11 protein-coding genes are annotated in these 15261 nt (G+C 62.6%); 8 read left to right on the top strand and 3 right to left on the bottom strand.

From position 1 onward, the window contains the following. Window positions 1-19 precede the first annotated feature (19 nt). The 3 genes from NXS98_RS11065 (at window position 20) to eno (ending at window position 3634) form a co-directional block, all read left to right on the top strand. Window positions 20-1210, top strand: a complete 1191-nt coding sequence (locus NXS98_RS11065) for an RsmB/NOP family class I SAM-dependent RNA methyltransferase (protein ID WP_283845038.1) — start codon at window positions 20-22, stop codon at window positions 1208-1210. A gap of 118 nt (window positions 1211-1328) precedes the next feature. Next, window positions 1329-2207, top strand: coding sequence for a DNA-3-methyladenine glycosylase family protein (locus tag NXS98_RS11060; RefSeq protein ID WP_283845037.1), 879 nt, complete (start codon window positions 1329-1331; stop codon window positions 2205-2207). A gap of 146 nt (window positions 2208-2353) precedes the next feature. After that, on the top strand, window positions 2354-3634 hold the full coding sequence (gene eno, locus NXS98_RS11055; protein ID WP_283845035.1) for a phosphopyruvate hydratase: 1281 nt from the start codon (window positions 2354-2356) through the stop codon (window positions 3632-3634). Between the two features lie 90 nt (window positions 3635-3724). Here eno and hemA read toward each other — a convergent pair whose 3' ends face one another. Further along, entirely contained in the window at window positions 3725-4777 is a 1053-nt protein-coding gene (gene hemA, locus NXS98_RS11050; protein ID WP_283845033.1) for a glutamyl-tRNA reductase, read from the bottom strand. Continuing rightward, complete coding sequence (locus tag NXS98_RS11045) at window positions 4774-5595, bottom strand: cytochrome C assembly family protein (protein ID WP_283845032.1); 822 nt, start codon at window positions 5593-5595, stop codon at window positions 4774-4776. Before NXS98_RS11045 ends, hemA begins: the two co-directional genes overlap by 4 nt. A gap of 170 nt (window positions 5596-5765) precedes the next feature. On the opposite strand from NXS98_RS11045, the gene NXS98_RS11040 reads away from it, so the two are divergent. Next, a complete protein-coding gene (locus tag NXS98_RS11040; protein ID WP_283845031.1) occupies window positions 5766-5924 on the top strand; it encodes a hypothetical protein in 159 nt (52 codons plus the stop codon). A 1654-nt stretch (window positions 5925-7578) separates the two neighbouring features. On the opposite strand, the gene NXS98_RS11035 is transcribed toward NXS98_RS11040, so the two are convergent. Further along, on the bottom strand, window positions 7579-11772 hold the full coding sequence (locus tag NXS98_RS11035; protein WP_283845030.1) for a WD40 domain-containing protein: 4194 nt from the start codon (window positions 11770-11772) through the stop codon (window positions 7579-7581). Between the two features lie 331 nt (window positions 11773-12103). Between NXS98_RS11035 and glmS the strand changes: the two genes are divergently transcribed. From glmS to NXS98_RS11015, 4 genes are all read left to right on the top strand, one after another. After that, window positions 12104-13957 (top strand): glutamine--fructose-6-phosphate transaminase (isomerizing), encoded by a 1854-nt coding sequence (gene glmS, locus NXS98_RS11030; RefSeq protein ID WP_283848160.1) that lies wholly within the window; start codon window positions 12104-12106, stop codon window positions 13955-13957. A gap of 338 nt (window positions 13958-14295) precedes the next feature. Next, window positions 14296-14430 carry a hypothetical protein gene (locus NXS98_RS11025; RefSeq protein WP_283845029.1) on the top strand — a complete coding sequence of 45 codons (135 nt, stop codon included), beginning with the start codon at window positions 14296-14298 and terminating at the stop codon, window positions 14428-14430. Between the two features lie 24 nt (window positions 14431-14454). After that, window positions 14455-14832, top strand: coding sequence for a type II toxin-antitoxin system VapC family toxin (locus NXS98_RS11020; protein ID WP_343214150.1), 378 nt, complete (start codon window positions 14455-14457; stop codon window positions 14830-14832). Window positions 14833-14843: 11 nt separating this feature from the next. Further along, window positions 14844-15194 (top strand): hypothetical protein, encoded by a 351-nt coding sequence (locus tag NXS98_RS11015; protein WP_283845027.1) that lies wholly within the window; start codon window positions 14844-14846, stop codon window positions 15192-15194. The last annotated feature ends 67 nt before the right edge of the window (window positions 15195-15261 follow it).

Genomic DNA, 15261 nt, shown 5'->3' with positions numbered 1-15261 from the left:
TGCCGACAACTACTCTCTCATGAGTAACAACAAAAGGCTGCGAGATTTTGCTGTCCGGGTTATCTCTCAGTTTGACCGCGAGCATCCTGCGGATGCCATTTTGCGCCGTGAGTTTCGTGGTCGCAAAGACATCACTCGCGAGGAAAGCTGGCACATCAGCCGATTGGTGTACTCTCATTTTCGGTGGTACGGCTGGTTGAATCCCGAAGACCCGCCAGCTAAACGCATTGAGCGCGCCCTGGAGCTGGACGCCGAATTCCAAAACAACCCCGGTTTGTTCAGCCCCACTGAGCTGCGCAAGGCGGTCCCGGCCTGGATTTTTGAACATGCGGAAGTCCCCGACGATTGGCTCGCCTCCCTCCAGCAACCCGTGAAACTCTGGCTGCGTACCAAGCCGGGACAGGCCGAAACGGTGGCCAAATTGCTGGGCAGCACCAAACCCGGCCCCCTGCCAGATTCCCTCCTCTACACGGGCCGGGAGGACCTGTTTCGCATCCCGGAATTCCAGGCGGGCGAATTCCAATTGCAGGACATTGCTTCTCAAGCGGTGGGTTGGATTTGCGCCCCCCAGCCGAAGCAACTTTGGTGGGATACCTGCGCCGGCGAGGGCGGCAAAATGTTGCACCTGGTTTCCCTGATGGGTACCAAAGGCTCCGTCTGGGCCACCGACCGCGCCGACTGGCGCCTGCAACGCCTTAAGCTTCGCGCCCGCCGCTGCCAGGTCTTCAATTACCGCATTGCCCTTTGGGAGGGCGGCCCTGAGCTGCCCACCGACTTGAAATTTGACGGCATCCTCGTGGACGCTCCCTGCAGCGGAGTGGGCACCTGGCAGCGCAACCCACATGCCCGCTGGACCACTTTGCCCCAGGACGTTTTGGAACTTGCGGCCAAACAAAAGGAAATGCTTCACCACGCCGTTGCCGCGCTTAAACCCGGCGGCAAACTGGTTTATTCCGTCTGCACCACCACATGGGCCGAGACGCGCGAGGTGGTCAAGGCCTTTCAAGAGGCCCATCCTGAGTTTGAGCCTTTGCCCTTCCCCAATCCTTTTGACCCTGCGGCGCCGCCCACCCCCACCTTGCACATCTGGCCCCATCTCCATGGCGGCAACGGCATGTTTGTGGCCGCCTGGCGCAAACCCGGTCCTCCGCCCGGCGCGGAAACGCCTCCCAAGGCCAAAGCGGAGGCCGCCCCGCCGCCGTCCACGTGAGAGACTCCGCTGAAAAATGAGCGAGCCTTGGGCATTACACCCTGCGGGAGGGTGTTTCCTTTCCTCGGGTCAGCGCGCTTTGTCCTGCGCCTTCTGCGCCAAACCTTAACCCGTTGGCATGAGGACGCCAGCAGAGCATTGGTTTCCGGTCCGCCATTACAACCTGCCCCTTACTTTGTCCTGCGGTCAGTCCTTTCGCTGGCGCAACACTCCCGACGGTTGGGAAGGCGTGGTGGCGGGCAAATGGGTGCGGCTGCGGCCCTTGCGCGACGGTTTGCAGGCTTTTTGTGCCGAACCGGTCAGTGATTGGCAATGGCTGGCTGATTACTTGCAACTCCACGTGCGGCTGGAGGACATTCTGCAAACCTTCCCCGCCCATGACCCCCACCTGCAAAAGGCCGTCCAGGCCTGCTTCGGATTACGCCTGCTGCGGCAGGAACCTTGGGAGTGCCTGGCCTCCTTCATCCTCTCTTCCACCAAACAGATACCGCACATTCAGCAAATCATTGAATGTCTCTGCCTGCGATTTGGCGCGCCCGTCTGCGTGCCCCCCGGCCATGCGCCTGTTTATGCCTTTCCGGAGGCAGCCACACTGGCCAGGGCAGGAGAGGAGGCTTTGCGCGGCTGCCGCATGGGTTTTCGCGCGCGGGCCTTGCAGGAAGCCGCCTGCCGGGTCGCCGAAGGTGTGTTGAACTTGGAATCTCTGCGGCATCTGGACGAAGCCGCCGCCAGGCGGCAATTGATGTCTTTGCGCGGCGTCGGCCCCAAAATTGCCAACTGCGTCCTGTTGTTTGCCTATGGTTTTCCCCGGGCTTTTCCGGTGGATGTTTGGGTGCGGCGGGCCTTGCGCGAGGCCTATTTCCCGCGGCGGCGGCCCACCCCCCGGCGGTTGGAGGCCTTCATCCAGAGCCATTTTGGGCCCCATGCGGGTTACGCCCAACAATACTTGTTTCATTATTGGCGCACCGGCCGCGCGGCCCGCCGGAAGATTCAGTGAACAGGGGGGCATGCTGGCTGGCGGCTGCTGCTCGGGTTTGCGCTTTTTGGCGGAGGTTGGCCCCTGCCTCCAAAAGCCTTCCTTGACGCACTGGCAGGCTGGCTTATAGTGCCCCCCGCTGGTTTGCAAAAAACTGATAAAGAATTATGACCAAAATCGTTGATATCAAAGCCCGCGAGGTGCTCGATTCCCGCGGCAATCCCACAGTGGAAGCGGATGTGTATCTGGCCTGTGGCGCCATGGGCCGGGCGGCAGTGCCGTCTGGCGCCAGCACAGGCGAACACGAAGCGCTGGAGCTGCGCGACGGCGACAAAAAACGTTACAACGGCAAAGGGGTGACCAAGGCCGTGCAGAACATCGTCACCAAGATTCTGCCCCGCCTGGAAGGCATGGACGCCCTGGACCAGGTGGCCGTGGACACCGCCATGCTGAAACTGGACGGCACGGAAACCAAATCAAAGCTCGGCGCCAACGCCATCCTCGCCGTGTCGCTGGCCACCGCCAAGGCCGCCGCCTTGGCCACGGGCACGCCGCTCTACAAATACCTCGGCGGAGTCAACGCCAAGGTGTTGCCCGTGCCCATGGCCAACATCATCAACGGCGGCGCGCACTCCGACGCCCCCATTGATTTCCAGGAATTCATGATTATGCCGGTGGGCTTTGACACCTTCTCCGAAGGTCTCCGCTCCATCGTCGAGACCTTCCACGCCTTGAAGGCGGTGTTGAAGAAGAAGGGCCTCTCCACCGCGGTGGGGGACGAAGGCGGTTTTGCGCCCAAGCTGGACAGCACCGAGGCCGCCATCGAAGCCATCCTGCAGGCCATCAAGGATGCCGGCTACAAGGCGGGCAAGCAGATTTACCTCGCCCTCGATGTCGCCTCCTCTGAGTTTTACAACGGAGATGGCTCTTACACCTTCAAGAAAAGCACGGGCAAGAAGGTGAGCGGCGCGGAACTGGTGGACTTCTATGTGGAATTGGTGGGCAAATACCCCATCATCAGCATAGAAGATGGCTGCGCCGAAAGCGACTGGAAGAACTGGAAGCTGCTCACGGAAAAACTGGGCGCCAAAGTGCAGTTGGTGGGTGATGACCTTTTTGTCACCAACGTCAAATTCCTCCGCAAGGGCATCGAGCAGGGGGTCGCCAATTCCATCCTCGTCAAGGTCAACCAGATTGGCAGCCTGACCGAGACCTTGGATGCCGTCGAGCTGGCCAATGACCACGGCTACACCGCCGTGCTCAGTCATCGCTCGGGCGAGACCGAGGATTCCACCATTGCCGACATCGCCGTGGCCACCAACTGCGGTCAAATCAAGACCGGCAGCCTCAGCCGCAGCGACCGCGTGGCCAAGTACAATCAATTGTTGCGCATCGAACAGGAGCTGGGCAAGAACGCCGTGTACGGCGGGAAGCTCAAAAACCTGTAATCCTCCTCTCGCGGCTGGCAACCGTCGGCGGGAAAACTTCAGGGGCGCTGTCATGGACAGCGCCCTTTTCTTTTGCGCTCAAGGGGGGCGTCAGGCTTCCGCCGGACGCGGCGTCTGGGGGGCGGCGGCGGCCGCCGGCACGTTCAACAGTTCGCGCACCCGTTCGCGGATGATGGCTTCGCAGCGGCCCACCTCCTCCTGCCGCTGCTTGAGATAATCCGCCGCAATCTCCTGCAAATCATCAATGTTGTAGAGATACACGTTTTCCAGAAAGTTCACCTCGGGCTCGATGTCCCGCGGCACGGCCAAATCAATCAGCAGCAGGGGCTGGTTCTCGCGCAGGGCCATCAGCGGCGCCAGTTTCGCCCGGTCCAGAATGTAGTGCGGCGCCGCCGTGCTGCTGATGACGATGTCCACCGCCGCAAACTCCGCGCTCCAGTCATCAAAGCGGACGGCTCGCCCCCCCAATTCCTGGGCCAGCGCCACGGCGCGTTCATAAGAACGATTGGAGACCAGGACGCTGGTGGCGCCGCGCGAGAGCAGGGCGCGGGCGGCTTTTTCGCTGGTATCGCCGGCCCCCAGCACCATGACCACCCGGCCGCGAAGGGTGTCAAAAATTTTCTCGGCCAGTTCCACGCCCACTGAGGCCACCGAGATGCTGCCGCGCTGGATGTTGGTGTGCGTGCGCAAGTACTTGGCGGTGTTGAAGGCGCGCTGGAAGGCCTTGTTGAGGCGCGGGCCGGTGAACTGCCCCTGCAGCGCAAGCTCGTAGGCCTTTTTCAACTGGCCAAGGATTTCCGTTTCCCCCAGCACCATGCTGTCCAGGCCGGCGGCCACTTTGAACAAGTGCTCCAGGCTGTGCGGCTCGCTCAGCGTGTAAAAGGCCTCCTGTACTACCTCGGCCTGCCCCGTGAATTGATGAAAGAACTTGAGCAGCGCGGCAAAGGCCTCCGGCGCGGGGGTCTGGCTTTGCACGTAAAGCTCGGTGCGATTGCAGGTGCAAACCAGCACGGCTTCCTGGGCCAGCTCCTGCTGACGCAGCGCGCTCAAGGCCTCGGGAATACGCGGCGGGGGCAGCGCGAAACGCTCCCGAAGCTCCACGGGTGCGGTGCGGTGACTGATGCCAACAACCAGGATGCTCATGGCTGATGCAAGGGGGAGGCCAGGTTGGACCCCCAATAGGTCAACAAGACAAAGGCGAACGAGCCCACCACGCTCCACGCAAAGCGGCGTCCCCGCACCGCAAAACGCCAGTGCAGCCCCAGCAGGACGGCATACACGGCCCAGACCACACAGGACCACCACACCTTGAAATCCTGAGTATAACGCACCCCCGGCGGCGGAGTGATGCCGGCAAAACCCACCACCAGCCCCACACTCAGCAAACTTAAACCCGCCAGCGTCAGCCACGTGACCACTTTCTCCAGCCGGGTGATGGGCGGCAGGAGCGAAAATAGAATCCGGCTCCGGTGCATTTTCAAATCCCGTTCCTGGCTCAGGTACATGACCCCGGCGGCTGCCCCCAGCCCAAAAGCGCCGTAAGCCAGCAGCGTAAAGGCCGCATGCAGGCTTACCATCACCCCGGTGTAGGACAAGGCCCCGCCGGGGGTGTCCAGACCCGGCATCATCGCAAAAACTCCCAGCCCCACCATCACCGGATTGGCAAACACCGGCAGAAACCGAAACCGCTGCACCAGCGCCAGCCCCAGGCAGGCTGACATCATCGCCCAACCGATGAACACCGTGGCCTCGTACAGGTTGGAGGTGGGACAGCGTTGCAGGGAATATCCCCGCTTCATCATGGCCAGCAAATGTAGCCCATACGCGACCACCAGAATCAAATAATGAATGCGGTCATCCCGCCGGAAACCCCGCCGCCAGAGAAACACTGAGTACACCAGGGCAATTCCGTACACGATCACCGCCGCCAGAAACCATGTGCGATCCGTAATTAACGGCATTCATGCTTAAAGTAAAAGAAGGTCGCTTGACTGCAAGGACTTTTCCGCCAAGAAAGTCCGCCCGATTTGACCGATTTGCGCCAAAAAGATTGTTACCCGCGCAGGGATAATCAGTTGGCGGAAACAGGTCGTTGTGCCAAAAGTCGGTGTTACCGGACATGCTCACCGCCATGAGCGAGAACACACGCCAGCAAGGGCTGGTCCAGAAGTGGGAGCGCTACAGTCGCGCGGCCAAGGCGCCCAAGAGCCAAATCATCACCGCACTGGTCGAGTTATCCACTATCATCGCAAGGCGGTGTCTGCGTTTCATTCTCCCATCCCCACCGTAGAGGTTAGGGACGTATGGAGTCTCGTAGCGCAGGCGTCCCTCATGTAGCGCAGGCGTCCCGCCTGCGCGTTCACGGAGCCTCCCGGCTCCGTGATGGCTGAATTACCGTTGCTAAATAGACGCCGCTATAAGCACCAATCCGCCCGTCAAATTTTCCTGCTTCGTAGCGCAGGCGTCTCGTCCCGCGCAGCGGGATAATGCCTGCGTCCCGCAGGCCAAACCCAGCTTGATCACCCTCGTCCAAGACCTGAACTTCTGGTCTCGGGGAGCGCCTGCGTCCCGCAGGCCGACTTCGGCGTCCCGCCGAAGTCAACTCCAACCTCGCGCCTTCGCGCCTCTGCGCCTTGGCGTTAATTAAAACCAAAACATCCCAGCACGCCTGCCTTCGGTGCAAGCCGTAGGGGTTACAAGGGAAAATAATCATGTCGCCCCTACGGGGCTTGAGCGGATTGGTCAGCCTGATTCTAAAAACATACCGCCCCGCTGGGGCTGTTTTTTTTAAGGCCAGTGCCAGGCGGACAAATCCTAGGCGCGATAGCCCAAGGCTAATTTGAAAACTCCCGCTAGTCCCGTAAGGACGAAATGATCTATTCGACGGTCAAGCGAGCTTTGCTTTGCTTCGGGCCAGTCCCGTAGGGACGAAATGTTTATAGAAAACGGTCCCTTCCGAATTATTTAGCCCCGTAGGGGCGACATGGACTCTATTGTTCCTCACCTTCGCCCTTTTCCAAGACGGGGTTGCGGGAAAAGGGAGGCAGAGCGCGTGAAAGGGGATAATACCAACCACGAATGAACACGAAGGGACACGAATTTTGAACAGAAGGAAACGAAGAGAACGAAGAGCAAGAAAAGCCCCCTCACTCTTACCCTCTCTCAATAGGAGAGGGAGGAATGGTAGCTGCGCGGATTGTCCTGCCCTAGTCAAGAGTTCCCCTTGGCCTGCTGAAGGCCTGAGTAATAGCACAGGAGAGATTGACGGGCGGCCTGGTGTTTTCAAGCGTAGCCGCTGGACTGCGGCAATTAAGCAAACACGGAGCCGGGAGGCTCCGTGAACCCGCAGGCGAGGACGCCTGCGCTACACCTTCACCCTGGCCCTCTCCCAGCGGGAGAGGGAGGAAGGTAGCTAATCGCATCATTCTGTCTCCGATACCGCCGGCCCCTAAGCACACTCGGCCTGCGAGACGCCTGCGCTATGGGGAATGAAAGATTGATGAGCAGACTGGTGCTTCTGGGCGCATCCGCTTGACCTTATCAGTTCTGCAATCACGGAGCCGGGAGGCTCCGTGAACCCGCAGGCGAGGACGCCTGCGCTACATGCCCTCACCTTGGCCCTGTCCCGGGGGGAGAGGGAGGACTATTAGCTGCACGGATTATCCTGCTCTTGGCCTCTTGGCCTGCGGGACGCGGGCTGAATCCCGCTCTGTGGACGGGAAGGAGAGCAGTAGTTGCGGGCCATTGAGGCGGTGCGCGGGCGCGTCCAGCTTTACTGGGCTGCTTGGGCTAGGGGAGAGAAAGGCCCTTCATGAAACGGGAGCGAGGGAGGTCGGCGGGGCCACGTTTGCCGGATTTCCTTGGTTTTCATTTTCTGGGGGCATCAGGGTAACCCCCTTTTTTGAGTTTAATCGCGCCTTCGCAGCCCTGCTGCCGGGCTCCGCCTACTCTTTCACCACCGTGAGGTCAGTGAACTCCACTGAAGCTTCTGGCAGCAGGCTCAACATCCATTCGGCGGCAAAATCGGCGCTGGCTGTGAAGGGAATCTTGAACGGCCGCCAGCGGTCGGTGGCCCGGATGGATTGCTCCGCCAGTTTTTGGGTATCCCACTGGGAAACCGCCCCCACCGTGACACTGGAGCCGCGCAGGCTGCGCACATTTCCCTGCAGGATGAACCGCTGGCCTGCCTTGCCGATGAACCGCGGCCCACGCAGCACCGCCTGCCCGCGGCCTTCGCTGGTGGTCAACTGCCACACTCTAGCCCCAGTGACCGGGTCGTCAGTTTTGCCCAAGGTCAGCGTGCCGGACAACCCACCCACCCGCTCCGACCATCCTCTGGGCAGCCAGCCCGCCACCACCGTTTCCTGGTTGGTGATTTGCAGCTCACGCCCTTCCGGCCCCAGCGTGTTGACAAAACGCACATCCGCCGCCAGCGCCTTCTCCATGATGGGATAGGCTTCCTCAAACCGTTTTTGCGCGTGCAACACCTGCGCCCGCCCCCAGAGCACTTCGCTGGCGCGGCTGTCATATTTCATCGCCAGCGTGGTGAGCGCCTCCGCTTCCGCCGGCGCGCGGCTCAGGCGCGAGAGAGCCAGTTTGGTCAGCGCCAGCGCGTGGTCCGGCGCCAGCTCCAGCACGGTGGGCAGGTGGGCCTCCTCGCCTGCCTCCACGTGGCGTTGCACAAACTCCGGCACTTTGAGCGAGCTGTACGGCGAGGTGGGCCGGGAGTCGCGGGCCGCCAAAAACCACTGCGCCCAGTCATCAAACGGGTTGTCCCCCCTGGCCTGCCGGATTTTTTGCTCCAGTTGACGCAGCAATTCCCCGGAGCGCGGCAGGCTCTCGCTGCCACCGGCGTCGCTGATGCGGTAGCCCCCCACCGCTTCGGCCAGTTCCGGCAGCCATGCCGGCGCTTTGGCCGGGAAGCTGACGAGCCACAGCCGGGCTGCCCGGTCATTGCCGGTGGTGATGACAAACTTGCCATCCGGGCTGAACGCCCCAAAACGCACCAAGTCTTCGTGCATCAACGGCTCGGCGATGAGCAGACCCAGCTCGGCGTCCCACACCCGCGCTGCTTTTTCGCGGCTGATGGTCAGCAGAATGTGCCCTTGCGGGCTGAAAACCACCTGGCGCACCGGCGCCTCCAACCGCAGCGGCTCCGTCACTGGCAAGCCCGTGCGGGTATCATAGATGCGCACGCTCTGGTCCTCTGCGCCGGTGGCCAGCAGGCGCCCATCCCGGCTGAAGCTCACGCTGTTGACCGGCCCATCATGGCGCAACCGCTCCGTCACGGGCGTGCCGTCCACCCGGAAGATGCGGGCGGTCCGGTCCTCGCAGGCCGTGGCCACCAATGTGCCATCGGCCGTGATGTCCGCGTCCCGCACCTCGCCGCCATGCGCCAGCGGCGCGCCCAGGGCCTTGCCCGTCTGGCCGTCCCATATCCGCGCCGTGCGATCCCCGGAAGCGGTGACGATGACCTTGCCATTGGCGCTGAAGCGGGCCACGCGCACCGCCCGGTCATGGGTCATGACTTCTCCCACCGGCTGGCCATTTTCGGGATTCCAGAGCCGCGCCGTGCGATCCTCCGAGGCGGTCAGGACTCGCTGGCCATCGGGGCTGAAATCCAGCGCAACAATCCACCCCTGATGTTGCAGCGGTTTGCCCACCGGTTTGCCGGTCGGCACCTCCCAGATGCGCGCCGTGTAGTCTTCCGAGCCGGTGGCCACGCGCCGGCTGTCGGGACTGAAATGCACCACGCGCACCGGCTTCTCATGGGGCAGGCTGGCCACCGCCAAGCCGGTGGCGAGGTCCCAAAGCACGGCGTTGCGATCCTGCCCGCCCGTCACCACCCACCGATTGTCCGGACTGATGGCGGCCACTTCCACAAAACTCCGATGCGCCAGCACCGTGGGCAGGGGACGCCCCCGCAGGCTGTCCCACAACCGGGCCGTGCCGTCGCTGCCGGCCGTCAGAACCTGCCGGCTGTCCGGCCGAAACAGCGCCACCTTTACCGTGCCTTCATGGCGCAGCGGCTCGGCATAAGCCTCGCCGGTGGCCACATTCCAAATTACCGCGGTCCGATCGTCCGAGGCGGTCAGCAACCATTGCTCATGGGGGCTGAACTCCACGCTATTCACTGCGTCCCCGTGCGCCAGCGGCGCGGTCAGCGGCTTGCCCGTCACCGCATCCCATATCCGCGCCGTGCGGTCCCGCGAGGCCGTGGCCACCCGCAGGCCGCTGGGGCTGAACACTGCCTGGTACACCCAATCCTCATGCACCAGCGGTTCAGTCACCGGCTGCCCGGTGGTGGCATCCCATACCCGCGCCGTTTTGTCGCCCGAGGCCGTCACCACTTGCCTGCCGTCCGGACGGAAACGCACGCTCACCACGCCGCCATTGTGCTGAAGTGGCTGGGGGGTCACAGGTTTGCCCGTTTCGGCATTCAGCAAGTAGGCCGCATTGGCCGCCGTGGTGGCCAGCACGCGGTCATCCGGGCTGAACATCACATCCATCACCGGCCCCTCATGCGGCAGCGGTTCGGTCAACGGCTGCCCATTTTCCACATTCCAAATGCGCGCCTGCCGGTTTTGCGTGCCGGTGGCCAGTTTCTTCCCGTCATGACTGAAGCGCGCCACTCGCACCCAGTCCTCATGGGGCAGGGCCGGCCCCACCGCCTTGCCATTGGCCGCCTCCCATAACTGGGCCGTGCGGTCAGCGCTGGCTGTGACCAGCCAACGTCCGTCCGGGCTGAACTCCACCGCCAGCACGTTGCCCTTGTGCCGCAGTGGTTGCCCCACCGCCTGCCCCGTCTGCGTATCAAACAGTTGGACGCCGTTGGTGGACGCCGTGGCCAGCCGCCGGCCGTCCGGGCTGAAAGCGGCCGCCAGCACCGGCGCCGGATGCTCCAACACATTCACCCGCGGCAGCGCCCAATTCCGGTTGTCCAACAACGAACGCAAACGGGCGGCGGCGGATTCATTCTCCGGGTTCCAGCGCAGGGCGCGGGCCAGGTAGGCCAGCGCGCGGCTTTCCTTCTGGTCCTCGGCCAGCCGCGCCCCGGTATTAAAGTCGGCCATGCTCAGCGCGCGCTCCACCTCGCGTTTCTTGGCCTCCGCCTCTTTTTGCGCGGCCAGCGCCCGGCGTTCCGATTCCTCCGCGCGCGCCCGGCGTTCCTCGGCCAGTTTCAAGGCCTCGATGCGCCCCTGCTGCGCCTCCTTTTCCCGCTGCAATGCCTCTTCGGCCTTGCGCTGCTGCTCCAGGGCGTTGTCCCGGGCCTTTTCCGCTTCGCGCAACGCCTGGTCGCGGGCCGCTTTGGCGGCCAGCTCGCCCTTGAGCGCCTCTTCGGCCTTGCGTTTTTCCTCCATCGCAATCTGGCGCTCTTTTTCGGCCTTCATGCGCTCGGTTTTGGCCTGCTGCTCGTTGGCCTTGGCCGTGCGTTCGGCATCCCGCGCCCGCTGTTGCTCCGTGAACAATTGGAAAAGCAGAAACAGAAACAGCACCAGCAGCGAGCTGACGCCCGCCAGGATGATTTGCAGGCGCCGCTGGGCGCGCTCGTGGTCCCGCTGCTTGAGGTCATCAAAATTGACTCCCAGCACCCCCGCCAGCAGTTTGAGCAGCGCGTTGTGCTTGCCGTCCTTCCCCTTCCGGACGTCCGCCGCAATCGGCTCGGTGGGAATGTTGGTAATCCGCCGCTCCGCGTCCACCCAGTAGCGGATGGACTCCGGAAAACATTCCTGCAGCCCCAATTCCGGGTGATTGGTGGCGTTGGGTTCGCCGTCCACAATGAGGCACAACACCCGGTCCTCCCGCCCCAGCGACTTGAAAATGCGCACCTCCTGGTCCACCCACTGGGATTGCGCCGCCCGCGGCGAGCAGATGACGATGAGATAACGCGATTCCTTGAGGGCGCGCGTCAGATTCTCGCCCAGATTGGCCGACCCCGGCAATTCATCCCGGTCCCGAAAAACCGGAAACAACCGCTTGGGGATGACACCGCTGCGCGTTTTTTTGCCCACCAGCCGCCCCGGCACGCGATACGTCTCCAGACCGCGATGGAGCCAGTCCGCCCACTTGCTGTCGGCGTGGCTGTAACTGATAAAGGCCCAGTACTTAAACTCGCCCGATGAATCCTCAGTGCTCATCCGCTCACGTGTTGGCGCCTGGGTCCCGCACTGCGTGCGTGCCGGCGGGCCGATTCAAGCTGCTGCGGTGTTGTGCTCGTCAACCGCATTAGAGATGGGCGCAAAAGGCTGACGTTGCGGCCTATCTTTGCCAGTTTTTACGGCCTTTGTCAAAAAACTTTGCGCAAAACCGCTCCTCGCAACCCCCCACTCCCCAAGCCGCCGGCGCCTTCTGCGGGAAAACCTACCTTGCACGCCGCAAGACACCACGCCGGCCTCCCTTCCCTCCTGCCAACGCCCCCCGCCATTTTCTGCTCGTCCTCCAGCCCAACCATTGTTATCCATGAAGCCCATGTGCGGCATCATTGGTTATGTGGGGTTCAAGGAGGCGGCACCCGTGCTCCTGGACGGACTGCGGCGCCTGGAATACCGCGGCTACGACAGCGCCGGCCTGGCGGTCCTGGGCGAACAACTCGAAATCCGCAAAAAAGCCGGCAAGATTGACGAAGGCCTGGCCCGCCTCGTGCAAACAGCCCCTCCCCAGGGCAGCAACGGCATCGGCCACACCCGCTGGGCCACTCACGGCCCCCCCACCGATGCCAACTCCCATCCCCACACAGACGCCTCCGGCCGCATCGTCGTCGTCCACAACGGCGTCATCGAAAATTACGCCCTCCTCAAAAACCGCCTCCAGCTCGCCGGCCACAAGTTTCTTTCGGAGACCGATACCGAAGTGCTGGCGCACCTCATTGGCTGGCATTATCAGGCCCGGCGCGGCTCCAGCGGCGACCTCCACCCCCTGGCCCAGGCCGTGGCCGATGCCCTCCGCGAAGTCATCGGCACCTACGGCATCGCCGTGCTCTGCGCCGATCATCCCGGCCTCATCGTGGGCGCGCGCCGCGGCTCGCCCCTGATTGTGGGCCTGGGGCAGGGCGAGCACTTCCTGGCCAGCGACTCCGCCGCCCTCGTCGCCCACACCCGCGACGTCATCTACCTGCAGGACCATGACCTCGTCCTCCTGACCCCCCAGCGCCATGAAGTCCACCGCCTCCAGGGCGAAGCCTCCCGCGTCGAAATCAGCCGCCTCGAATTCGACACCGCCGCCGCCGAACGCGGCGCGTTCCCCCACTTCATGCTCAAGGAAATCTTTGAGCAGCCCCAAACCGTCCGCAATGCCCTGCGCGGACGCCTGGACCCCGAAGAGGCCACCGCCCGCTTCGGCGGCCTGAACCTCAGCCCCGGCGAACTGCGCGAATTTGACCAGGTGGTCATGTTGGCCTGCGGCACCAGTTGGCACGCCGCCCTCCTGGGCGAGTACCTCATGGAAGAGCTGGCCCACCTGCCGGTGGAAGTCGAATACGCCAGCGAATTCCGCTACCGCAACGCCCCCATCAACAAACACACCCTCGTCCTGGCCATCACCCAGTCCGGCGAAACCGCCGACACCCTCGCCGGCCTCCGCGAAGCCCGCCGCCGCGGCCACAAAGTCCTCTCCATTTGCAACGTCGTCGGCAGCACCATCGCCCGCGAGGCCGACGGCGGCATCTACCTCCACGCCGGCCCGGAAATTGGCGTGGCCGCCACCAAAACCTTCACCGCCCAGGTCACCGTCCTCACCCTCCTGGCCGTCCTCCTGGGGCGCATGCGCATGCTGGGCGCCGCCCACGCCCGCCGCCTGCTGGCCGCCCTGGAAGCCATCCCCGCCCAGATGCAAACCGTCCTCCAACTGCGCGAACAAGTCCGCCGCATCGCCCACCGCTTTGCCCAGGCCGAAGACTTCTTCTTCCTGGGCCGCCAGTTCAACTTCCCCGTGGCCCTGGAAGGCGCCCTCAAACTCAAGGAAATCAGCTACATCCACGCCGAAGGCTACCCCGCCGCCGAAATGAAACATGGCCCCATCGCCATGATTGACGAACGCACCCCCACCGTCATCCTCGCCCCCCACGACAGCCTCTACGAAAAAACCGTCGCCAACCTCGAAGAAATCAAGGCCCGCCGCGGCCCCATCATCGCCATCGGCACCGAGGGCGACACCACCCTGGCCCAGAAAGCCGATGAAGTCCTCCTGCTCCCTCGCGCCCCCGAATGCCTCTGGCCCCTCCTGGCCGTCCTGCCCCTGCAGCTCCTGGCCTACGACATCGCCGTGGCCCGCGGCTGCGACGTGGACAAACCCCGCAACCTCGCCAAATCCGTCACCGTCGAATAACCCCCGCTGGCCCCCATCAACCCTCAAGAGGCGCACTCCTGGGCCGCACCACGCCCTCTAAAGGCCACCCTCCTCCTGCAAAAGGACTCCGGGGCACGCCGGGCGGTTTGCTTCCAAGTGGGGACCGTGCCGGCCATGAATCCTTCAAAAAACGTTGTGGTACACTCAAACCATGGTTTCCTACAAAATTCCATTTGACTTACTTTTTTTATCATGTAAGCTAGATACGTGAATCAAGAGGCCAAAGCGGAAACCGTGAGCTTCTCGGTCAAAGGCCAGGTGGTCATTCCCCGCCGCCTGCGGCGGGATTCGAGATCGAGGAGGGGACGCGCGCGCATGTGGAGGCCACGCCGGAAGGCATCCTCCTGCGCCCCATCACCCCCAAATACATCCGCAGGCTGCGCGGCTCGCTCAAGGGCCGCGGCGTGCTCAAGGCCATGATGGAGGATCGCCAGGCCGAACGGGAGCTGTGACATGGCTGCTTTTGTCCTCGATGGCTGGGCGCTCCTGGCCTTTTTGAAGATGAACCGGCGGCGGCGGCGGTGGAAAAACTGCTGGCTCAGGCGGCGGCGGGGCGGCACAAGCTGCTGCTGAGCGCCGTGAACTGGGGCGAAATCTACTACAACACCATGCGCAAGATCTCCCAGGAGGCGGCGGAGCAAATGGCGCGCGAGATCGCTGCGCTTCCCATCGAGATTGTCGGTGTGGGCGACGATCTGGCCCTGGTGAGGCAGGCGGCGGTTTTCAAGGCCGCCCACAAAATGGCCTATGCCAACGGCTTTGCCGCCGCCCTGGCCAAAACCAAAAGGCCACCCTCGTCACCGGCGACCCCAGATTCAAAGCTTTGGAAAGCGAGGTTAAAATTAACTGGCTGAATGATTGAATTATGGCTGGTAAAAATAAGAAGTGGAGCCGCGAGGAGCTTACTCTAGCCCTTAGCCTTTACCGAAAAATACCGTTCGGCCAGATGCATAGCCGCACTCCAGAAGTCATCGAACTCGCCGCTCTACTTGGCAGAACCCCAAGCGCAGTTGCGCTTAAGCTGTGTAACTTCGCCCGCCTTGACCCGAAACTGGCTGCCCGTGGCGTAAAAGGACTGAGGCATGGCTCAAACGACGAAATAGAAATTGGCGCGAATATTCAGACGCCCCCGAAAAACTTCAATGCGAAATCGCCAGGCTCCTTGATGCATACAAAAGGAGAAAAGAAAATGAGACTACAGGCGTTGAAAAAATAAAATGCCTACTTAAGGTTTGAGCGGCATTGCTTAGCAGAATGTTGAAAGAATGTTTGATCATGAAGAC

It is taken from the genome of Fontisphaera persica (genome assembly GCF_024832785.1).
Taxonomy (GTDB): domain Bacteria; phylum Verrucomicrobiota; class Verrucomicrobiia; order Limisphaerales; family Fontisphaeraceae; genus Fontisphaera; species Fontisphaera persica.
The sequence above is the reverse complement of the archived record's forward strand: the minus strand, read 5'-3'. Positions and strand labels throughout refer to the sequence as shown.

Bases quoted from the DNA above. Each gene is read 5' to 3' on its own strand.
- NXS98_RS11035 (WP_283845030.1), bottom strand. From the start codon at position 11,772: ATGAGCACTGAGGATTCATCGGGCGAGTTTAAGTACTGGGCCTTTATC.
- hemA (WP_283845033.1), bottom strand. From the start codon at position 4,777: ATGAGCATCCTGGTTGTTGGCATCAGTCACCGCACCGCACCCGTGGAG.
- glmS (WP_283848160.1), top strand. From the start codon at position 12,104: ATGTGCGGCATCATTGGTTATGTGGGGTTCAAGGAGGCGGCACCCGTG.
- NXS98_RS11065 (WP_283845038.1), top strand. From the start codon at position 20: ATGAGTAACAACAAAAGGCTGCGAGATTTTGCTGTCCGGGTTATCTCT.
- NXS98_RS11040 (WP_283845031.1), top strand. From the start codon at position 5,766: ATGAGCGAGAACACACGCCAGCAAGGGCTGGTCCAGAAGTGGGAGCGC.
- NXS98_RS11015 (WP_283845027.1), top strand. From the start codon at position 14,844: ATGGCTGGTAAAAATAAGAAGTGGAGCCGCGAGGAGCTTACTCTAGCC.
- eno (WP_283845035.1), top strand. From the start codon at position 2,354: ATGACCAAAATCGTTGATATCAAAGCCCGCGAGGTGCTCGATTCCCGC.
- NXS98_RS11045 (WP_283845032.1), bottom strand. From the start codon at position 5,595: ATGCCGTTAATTACGGATCGCACATGGTTTCTGGCGGCGGTGATCGTG.
- NXS98_RS11060 (WP_283845037.1), top strand. From the start codon at position 1,329: ATGAGGACGCCAGCAGAGCATTGGTTTCCGGTCCGCCATTACAACCTG.